Below are 6,000 nucleotides of genomic sequence, written 5' to 3'. Positions count from 1 at the left end.
TACAGCGCGCGGCGGATGAACTTGAATGCAGCGATGGCGATGATCACGCCGAGGACGATGCCCGCGACCTCGACGCCATCGGTCTTGGCAGCGGTCAGAGCGGCTTCGACGCCTTCAGGCAGGGCGGCTTGGGCTTGCTGTACGGCCAGCAGGCCAACAGCGGCGGAAGCACCGAGCGAGCGGCGCAGGACTTTCAGGTGTTGCATGGGGGTGTCTCCTACAGGTTGAGTGCCTTTTTCAGCACGAGAGCGCCGAAGACGATGGCGAACAGCACCAGGGCGTGTTCGCGGATCTGTGCATGGTCTTCAGCAGTTAGCCCGGTCGGGCTTATCTCACTGAGCGCGACGGTAGAGAGGGTGCCGACACAAACCGGGGTTTGGCCTGCGCTCTCCCATACGCCGTCGCACACAATGAAATTCATGGCGCCCCCTTACTCGGCCTGGCTAGGGTCGCGGAGGACCTCAGCCATGTCCTGGCAGTCGGGGCAGATGGTTTGGTGGGGCGCCGTATGCAGATCGGGCAGCCGGTCGGGCTGAGGGGCGGACTGGTTGTAGAGCTGGCCCATGGGCTGCCCACAGCAGTCGCACAGCACGCGATCAACGATCAGCACGGCGGCGCCCTCCCGTTAGGCCTTGGCCGCGTCCGGCTGGGTGCCGGTCGGCTTGGGCTGTTGTTGGGTGGCTTGCGGGGCGGCAGGCTTGCCGGCCTGAGCAGGCTTGGCCGACTCGACGTGCAGGACGATGAACTTGCCGGCGTTCTTGGAGCCGCGTTCGATCTCGGCGGTTACGCGGATGGTTTCGAGCACATCGAAGCCTTTGCAGGCCTCCCACACTTCGTCCAAGACGTCTTCGGCAACATTCATGGACATGAGCGAAACGCCGAGGTCTTTTTCGCCATCGGGTTCGTCACCGAAGAACAGTTTGACGAGCTTTACGTTGTCGAACTGGACGCGCTCAGCGCTGATGAATGCCAATTCCATAGTGGTGCGTGCCATGTTGTGTTTCCTCATTTAAGTTGCGCGTTAGTGCGCGGATTTACCTTTTGCAGGCCGAGTTAGTCCAGGCAGAGGAACTTGCTGTAGTTCTTCACTGCCAGGAATTACGAGGCTTGCAACGGGTTTGTGTACCTAGTTATACGCTATTAAAATTCAGAAAAACCATTCTTGAATAATTAACGTGTCAACTCTGACAATGGGCAATAAAGTGCAATAAAGAGCATTTCGTTAGTTGCCAGTTGTGAGTTTTATTCAAGTCTGATCATGTTCAACACCAAGGGCCTTGCCCTTGTCATCCCACTCTTGCCGCCGAGAGCTCGGGAGCGCGGGGCGGTGGAGCTGCCCCACACTCACGAGCGGAGGCTATTCAGGGTGGTGGGCGTTCAAGGGTGCGCTCCGCCCGTGCTTCCGTTCGCCGGATCGGTGAAGCATGATCCGACGAGCCGGGAGCGCGGCCCTTGACCTGTTCAGCATCGGCGGCGTTGGCCGGATCGCTGGGGGCGCACTGTTCGATCGCATTAGCGATGGCGTTTTGGAAGTGAAGGCCGACAGCGTTGACACTCGTTTGCAGGCTTACCAGCGTGACGCTCATGGCTGCAGCCGCACCAAAGAGAAACGGTGTGATCCAGTGCCAGAGCAGGGCGACCAGATAGCGGCCAACACGGAAAGAGACTGTCATGCGATCACCCCACCAGTTCGAACGGTTCGCGCAGGGGCACGAAGGGCGTTGGTTTGCCAGTGTCGAGCACAACGCTCCAGTACTTCGGCGGTCGGCTCGGTGGCGTGTGTTTCTCGCAGGTATAGGCCGGCGTAACGTGGGTCCGACCATTTACCTTGGACCATTGCACGGGGCGGCACTCGGTGCATGGTGTGGATCGGCAGGTAGCCGATGGAGACGATGCTGGGAGCGTCGACCAGTTTCGATTGACGTAGCACACAGAGCAGTCGCAATTCGCGAGGTGCGGCTGGTGCAGGTACTGGCTCAGGCTTTTCATTGGCCGACACCTCGGGCTTTACCTGGGTGAAGCTGGCTTGCAGGCGGGTGACGATTTCGGCGTTCAGGGAGCGGTTGGCCTGTTCGGCGGCTTGCTCTAGCTGGGCGCGGAGGGCTGGCGGCATGCGTAACTTGAATTGCGGGTCAGTGCGGCTCATGCGGCAGCCCTCACACCACGGACGCGGTAGAAATCGCGGGCGCGTTCCTGGGTCAGCCCCCAGTGACGACCAGGGCCGGACGGCAAGTCAGCGATTACGCGCTCTATATAGGCAGCGCAGTCGGCCTTGTTCGGGCCGGTGTGGACGCGGTGCCAGCGGCGTTGCTTGGTGGCGCCGTGCAGGGTGCAGGTCTCGACGACGTATTGAGTAGTCATTCAACCCACTCCTCTTCCATAAGCTTCTTGGTCAGCAGGGCGACGTTGACCATTACGTGGCGGCCTACCTTGAGGTGGGGCAGGTAGCCGTTGCGCATCCAGCCGCGAACGGTGTCGTGGTCTTCACTCATGCGAATCCAGTTTGCGAACTCGCGCCACGGCATCATCGGCGGCGGGTTCACAAGGTCTTTCAGCGTCAGGGGGATTCCTTCCATCGGAGTGGCCTTTGTTGCACTATGTTGGTCTTTGTTGGCAAAGCCGAGCTTTGCGTAAAATTTACTCCTGCGTAATATTTACACGGCATCGTGCCTGCGTAAAGGTTACGCACAATGATTTGTGTCTATATGGACTCTGTTCGAGATAGGGCGCTTCAATTGATTAGGGCCGTAGGACCGAAACGCCTAAGCGAGAAGGGCGGGAAGAACTACGACCGCTGGCGGAACATCAGCAGCGAGAAGATTCGTATCGGTACAGAGGAAATCGGCATCCTTGCAGATGCCTTTCCTGAGTACGCGCTTTGGCTAGTGAGCGGTAGGGTTGAGCCAGAGGGCGGACATAGAAGCCCGGATTACGACGAGGCCAACCGAAACTTGACCGATCAAGACGCGGGATAGCGATCACCCAGGAAGTAGCTAGGCGCTGGTACGCCCGCAAGGAGAGGAGATTCAAGGATGAAGGCTGATAGAAACGATGCACCGGAATGGCTAACCAGCCGACCACGCAAACGCGGCAATGCTGGGGTGATACTCGCAGGCGTGCTTGGCACGGTAGTTACCCTTGGTGCACTCAATGTGGCCGGCCAAGCCTTCCTGCAGACCACCGTAAAAAACCTAGCCGAGAACAGGCAGCAACCGAAGCCCAAGCCGATTGCAGAGATCACCCGAGCAGAGCCAACGCCCAGGAACGACTGGGACAAGATCGTGGAAGAGCAGGCAAGGCGAGACGCAATGTCTCAGCAACGATCTGAACAGCCCACTGGCTCAGGTGGCCATGCAGTCAAACAAACTGTGTTCAACGATCAGAATTACACTCCGAGAGGGGCTGACAACGTGCTCAGCTCTCGAGAAATTCCAAAGCCTGTAGCTCAAGAACAATCCCAAGAGACGTTGCGAGTTACTGGAATCAAGGAAGAGAGAAAGTTGAAAGATTTTTGCTGGGGAAAGGAAGGAAGCATTGAGCGGCGAAATTGTAGGTCACAAATCGGACTGAATCACAGGGATTAGCGTTTGATTAAGGGGCGGGCTTTAGTCCGTCCCAGTGAGCGAAGCGAACGGTTTGAACCACTAGTTAGGCTTTTAGATTATCCATGGGCCTTGCTCTCCATCGACGTAAATTTGCATGCATTCAAAATGGTCTGAGTTATCGCTGAGGTGTATTTCAATACCGTTATCCAGATAGATGGTTACTGTTCTTTCATCTGGTATTTGGCATGCAACTACGTTTATATTCATTATTTCAAAAAACTGCTGTGGCGGCCAAGCACCTGCTTGCCAAACCCCAATGGTTTGCCCGTGCTTAATAAGATGAATATCTGACTGAACCGCAAAATGATATTTCCCAAAACAAAATTGGATATCGAATTGACCAACCAACACTTGCGTCGTGAACTCACCAACGATTCCTGATAGATCTATGTCTTTGGGAATGCGGTACATAATTGCCTAACGATTAAGCTAAGGGGCCGGCTTCGCCGGTCCCTGCGAACGGAGTGAGCGCTTTGAGCGCATTGTTAGACGTTACACAGGTGTGCATTGTATAGCTCCATGAGCTTTTTAACTGTCAGCGGCTCAATGTTTCTTAGCGGTGGGCTCTTTCTGATGCCTGCTTTATACATGAGTAGCCTCAGGTAGTAGCTCCATGATAGAAGCTCAGCTTCGGTGTGAAAGTATTTTGACCAGTTTTCCTCAGGTGCTTGAGGTTTAAACTTTGTATTAAGCTCTTCAATTAGCTCTTCTGCGTCGTCGCCATCGATACCTAAATCATCAACGACTCTGCTGCTTAGGCTGACACTTGCGTGAGCGGATTTGTGCTTCTGTACTAGTTCAAGAAATTCGTCGTTGCTATCCATGGCTCTACGTCTAACGCCGTTGTAAGGGGCAGACAAACCAACGGTTTGGCTGTCCCGCGCAGGCCCGAAGGGCCGAAGTGAACTTGACAACTTTGTTATGCATTTCTGCACCACTTGGCTAACGTGCCAGAATAACCACGCTCAATTTTTGCCTTTGCAGTTTCAATTGTTGAGTAACCAGCTGCTGCCAAGACTCGCCAATGTTTATCGCAGTAAAACACCAAGATATCATCAGGATCGTCTTCATACCGGCACATGGCGAATGCAGCCGGATTATCGATTTCTATGTAATTATGATACATGGTGATCTTCCCTGTTTTCACAACAGTTTCATCCAGTACCACCCACTCGATAACCGTTGCTTCGTCTATTTTTTTAGGAGGCCTATCCATAGCACGATCTCACTACTTATACATAACGATTAAGCTAAGGGGCGGGCTTTAGCCCGTCCCAGCGAACGAAGTGAGCAATTTGAGCGCATTGTTATACGGCTATTTCGCATATGATTGTTTAGAGCCTAAATATCTAAGTATTTCTTGGCAGTCGGACTCGTAGCCATGGTTAGGTAGTTGGTTAATAAATTTTGCCCAATTCTTAAAGTGTTCTTTGTTTTCAGAGTGTGCAACCAGTTCGGCGTCAGAGCCTAGCTTTGACAAGACCTCTGAATAGCACATGTTCTGGCTAAATGAATTTGAAAAGACACCAGCATAGAAAAATATGGCAGCAGCCAAACTGCTTACAGCTATAGCATTAACAATTTTTAGCCACACTGCCTAGTCTCCATAGTCTTATAACGTTTGGTTAAGGGGCGGGCTTTAGCCCGTCCCAGTGAGCGAAGCGAACGGTTTGAACCACTTGTTAGAGGCTTACTCACCGGTTGGGTCAAAGAATAGGCCAAAACCTTGCTCCAGGAATGCAGTGACTTCGGCAACGCTTGTTTTATTTGGAAGAACTACGTCTTGTAGCTGAAGTGTTACCGCTTGGCTATTTACTTGATGAATTACATTTTTAACTTTCAACAGCGGATTAAATTCCGAAGCTGCCGGGAATTTATGCCCGTTCGGTGAAGCAAGGAACGAAACGATTTCTCCGATTCGAGGCAGTGCGTTGAGTTCAACTTTTCCTGATATCACCCCTTCGGCAGATGGAGCAGATGTGAATATCGAAAAATCTATGTCAATACGCATGAACTGAATAAGCCTCTAACGTTTGGTTAAGGGGCGGGCTTTAGCCCGTCCCAGTGAGCGAAGCGAACGATTTGAACCACTTGTTAGGCTACCGCTACTTATCATTGATTGATAGCGCAATAAAAAATGAGGCAAATATTGTAAGCAAAAGCACTAATAAAGTAACCCATTCAAAGCGATTGAAATTCTTAAACGGGAATGGAAATAGCCCTGGCCGTTTATTTCCAACCCTTCGGAAATGGTAGCTAATCAGAAGATTTCCACCCACGATCCATATGACTGCAGCAAATACTAAAATAGCCAAACTAACTGGAGAGTTCGCTGCAATGATTTTTTCTAGTAGGGGTAATGCATCAAGTTGAGAGGTCTGCGTCATAGAGGAGT

General features: G+C 52.7%; 12 protein-coding genes and 1 pseudogene. 1 reads left to right on the top strand and 12 read right to left on the bottom strand.

All coding sequences use genetic code 11. The features are described 5' to 3' along the window. The 8 genes and pseudogenes from DXK50_RS14700 to DXK50_RS14670 all read right to left on the bottom strand — a co-directional run. The coding region (locus DXK50_RS14700) for a major capsid protein (protein ID WP_212630808.1) at positions 1-206 on the bottom strand (206 nt) is incomplete at its 3' end. 11 nt (positions 207-217) lie between these two features. Next, positions 218-421: a hypothetical protein gene (locus DXK50_RS14695; RefSeq protein WP_012018527.1), complete on the bottom strand. Its 204-nt coding sequence runs from the start codon at positions 419-421 to the stop codon at positions 218-220. Positions 422-625: 204 nt separating this feature from the next. After that, a complete protein-coding gene (locus tag DXK50_RS14690) occupies positions 626-994 on the bottom strand; it encodes a hypothetical protein (protein WP_212630807.1) in 369 nt (122 codons plus the stop codon). Positions 995-1,361: 367 nt separating this feature from the next. Continuing rightward, positions 1,362-1,673, bottom strand: a complete 312-nt coding sequence (locus DXK50_RS14685) for a hypothetical protein (RefSeq protein ID WP_212630806.1) — start codon at positions 1,671-1,673, stop codon at positions 1,362-1,364. Between the two features lie 4 nt (positions 1,674-1,677). Beyond that, positions 1,678-1,989 (bottom strand): lysogeny maintenance protein PflM, encoded by a 312-nt coding sequence (gene pflM / locus DXK50_RS14680; RefSeq protein WP_249186878.1) that lies wholly within the window; start codon positions 1,987-1,989, stop codon positions 1,678-1,680. A 34-nt stretch (positions 1,990-2,023) separates the two neighbouring features. Further along, positions 2,024-2,146: pseudogene (locus DXK50_RS25195) on the bottom strand (Arc family DNA-binding protein); the annotation flags it as partial. Next, positions 2,143-2,361: a hypothetical protein gene (locus DXK50_RS14675; protein WP_212630804.1), complete on the bottom strand. Its 219-nt coding sequence runs from the start codon at positions 2,359-2,361 to the stop codon at positions 2,143-2,145. The gene DXK50_RS14675 and the pseudogene DXK50_RS25195, both read right to left, overlap by 4 nt. Next, positions 2,358-2,576, bottom strand: coding sequence for a MerR family transcriptional regulator (locus DXK50_RS14670; protein ID WP_003245701.1), 219 nt, complete (start codon positions 2,574-2,576; stop codon positions 2,358-2,360). Before DXK50_RS14670 ends, DXK50_RS14675 begins: the two co-directional genes overlap by 4 nt. 456 nt (positions 2,577-3,032) lie before the next feature. Between DXK50_RS14670 and DXK50_RS14665 the strand changes: the two genes are divergently transcribed. After that, positions 3,033-3,584 (top strand): hypothetical protein, encoded by a 552-nt coding sequence (locus tag DXK50_RS14665; RefSeq protein ID WP_212630803.1) that lies wholly within the window; start codon positions 3,033-3,035, stop codon positions 3,582-3,584. Positions 3,585-3,656: 72 nt separating this feature from the next. On the opposite strand, the gene DXK50_RS14660 is transcribed toward DXK50_RS14665, so the two are convergent. The 4 genes from DXK50_RS14660 to DXK50_RS14645 all read right to left on the bottom strand — a co-directional run bounded on the left by DXK50_RS14660 (position 3,657) and on the right by DXK50_RS14645 (position 5,616). Beyond that, a complete protein-coding gene (locus tag DXK50_RS14660; RefSeq protein WP_080558766.1) occupies positions 3,657-4,016 on the bottom strand; it encodes a hypothetical protein in 360 nt (119 codons plus the stop codon). Between the two features lie 74 nt (positions 4,017-4,090). Next, positions 4,091-4,429, bottom strand: a complete 339-nt coding sequence (locus tag DXK50_RS14655; protein WP_041769519.1) for a DUF1493 family protein — start codon at positions 4,427-4,429, stop codon at positions 4,091-4,093. 95 nt (positions 4,430-4,524) lie between these two features. Next, positions 4,525-4,821, bottom strand: coding sequence for a hypothetical protein (locus DXK50_RS14650; RefSeq protein ID WP_148260825.1), 297 nt, complete (start codon positions 4,819-4,821; stop codon positions 4,525-4,527). A 474-nt stretch (positions 4,822-5,295) separates the two neighbouring features. Continuing rightward, on the bottom strand, positions 5,296-5,616 hold the full coding sequence (locus DXK50_RS14645) for a hypothetical protein (RefSeq protein WP_212630802.1): 321 nt from the start codon (positions 5,614-5,616) through the stop codon (positions 5,296-5,298). Between the last annotated feature and the right edge of the window lie 384 nt (positions 5,617-6,000).

The sequence above is a fragment of the Pseudomonas sp. KB-10 genome, assembly GCF_018221585.1.
GTDB classification, from domain to species: Bacteria; Pseudomonadota; Gammaproteobacteria; order Pseudomonadales; family Pseudomonadaceae; genus Aquipseudomonas; species Aquipseudomonas yangonensis.
This window is presented reverse-complemented; position numbering and strand designations above follow the sequence as displayed.

Coding starts and splice junctions, on each gene's coding strand:
- DXK50_RS14695 (WP_012018527.1), bottom strand. CDS start 421: ATGAATTTCATTGTGTGCGACGGCGTATGGGAGAGCGCAGGCCAAACC.
- DXK50_RS14690 (WP_212630807.1), bottom strand. CDS start 994: ATGGCACGCACCACTATGGAATTGGCATTCATCAGCGCTGAGCGCGTC.
- DXK50_RS14685 (WP_212630806.1), bottom strand. CDS start 1,673: ATGACAGTCTCTTTCCGTGTTGGCCGCTATCTGGTCGCCCTGCTCTGG.
- pflM (WP_249186878.1), bottom strand. CDS start 1,989: ATGAAAAGCCTGAGCCAGTACCTGCACCAGCCGCACCTCGCGAATTGC.
- DXK50_RS14675 (WP_212630804.1), bottom strand. CDS start 2,361: ATGACTACTCAATACGTCGTCGAGACCTGCACCCTGCACGGCGCCACC.
- DXK50_RS14670 (WP_003245701.1), bottom strand. CDS start 2,576: ATGGAAGGAATCCCCCTGACGCTGAAAGACCTTGTGAACCCGCCGCCG.
- DXK50_RS14665 (WP_212630803.1), top strand. CDS start 3,033: ATGAAGGCTGATAGAAACGATGCACCGGAATGGCTAACCAGCCGACCA.
- DXK50_RS14660 (WP_080558766.1), bottom strand. CDS start 4,016: ATGTACCGCATTCCCAAAGACATAGATCTATCAGGAATCGTTGGTGAG.
- DXK50_RS14655 (WP_041769519.1), bottom strand. CDS start 4,429: ATGGATAGCAACGACGAATTTCTTGAACTAGTACAGAAGCACAAATCC.
- DXK50_RS14650 (WP_148260825.1), bottom strand. CDS start 4,821: ATGGATAGGCCTCCTAAAAAAATAGACGAAGCAACGGTTATCGAGTGG.
- DXK50_RS14645 (WP_212630802.1), bottom strand. CDS start 5,616: ATGCGTATTGACATAGATTTTTCGATATTCACATCTGCTCCATCTGCC.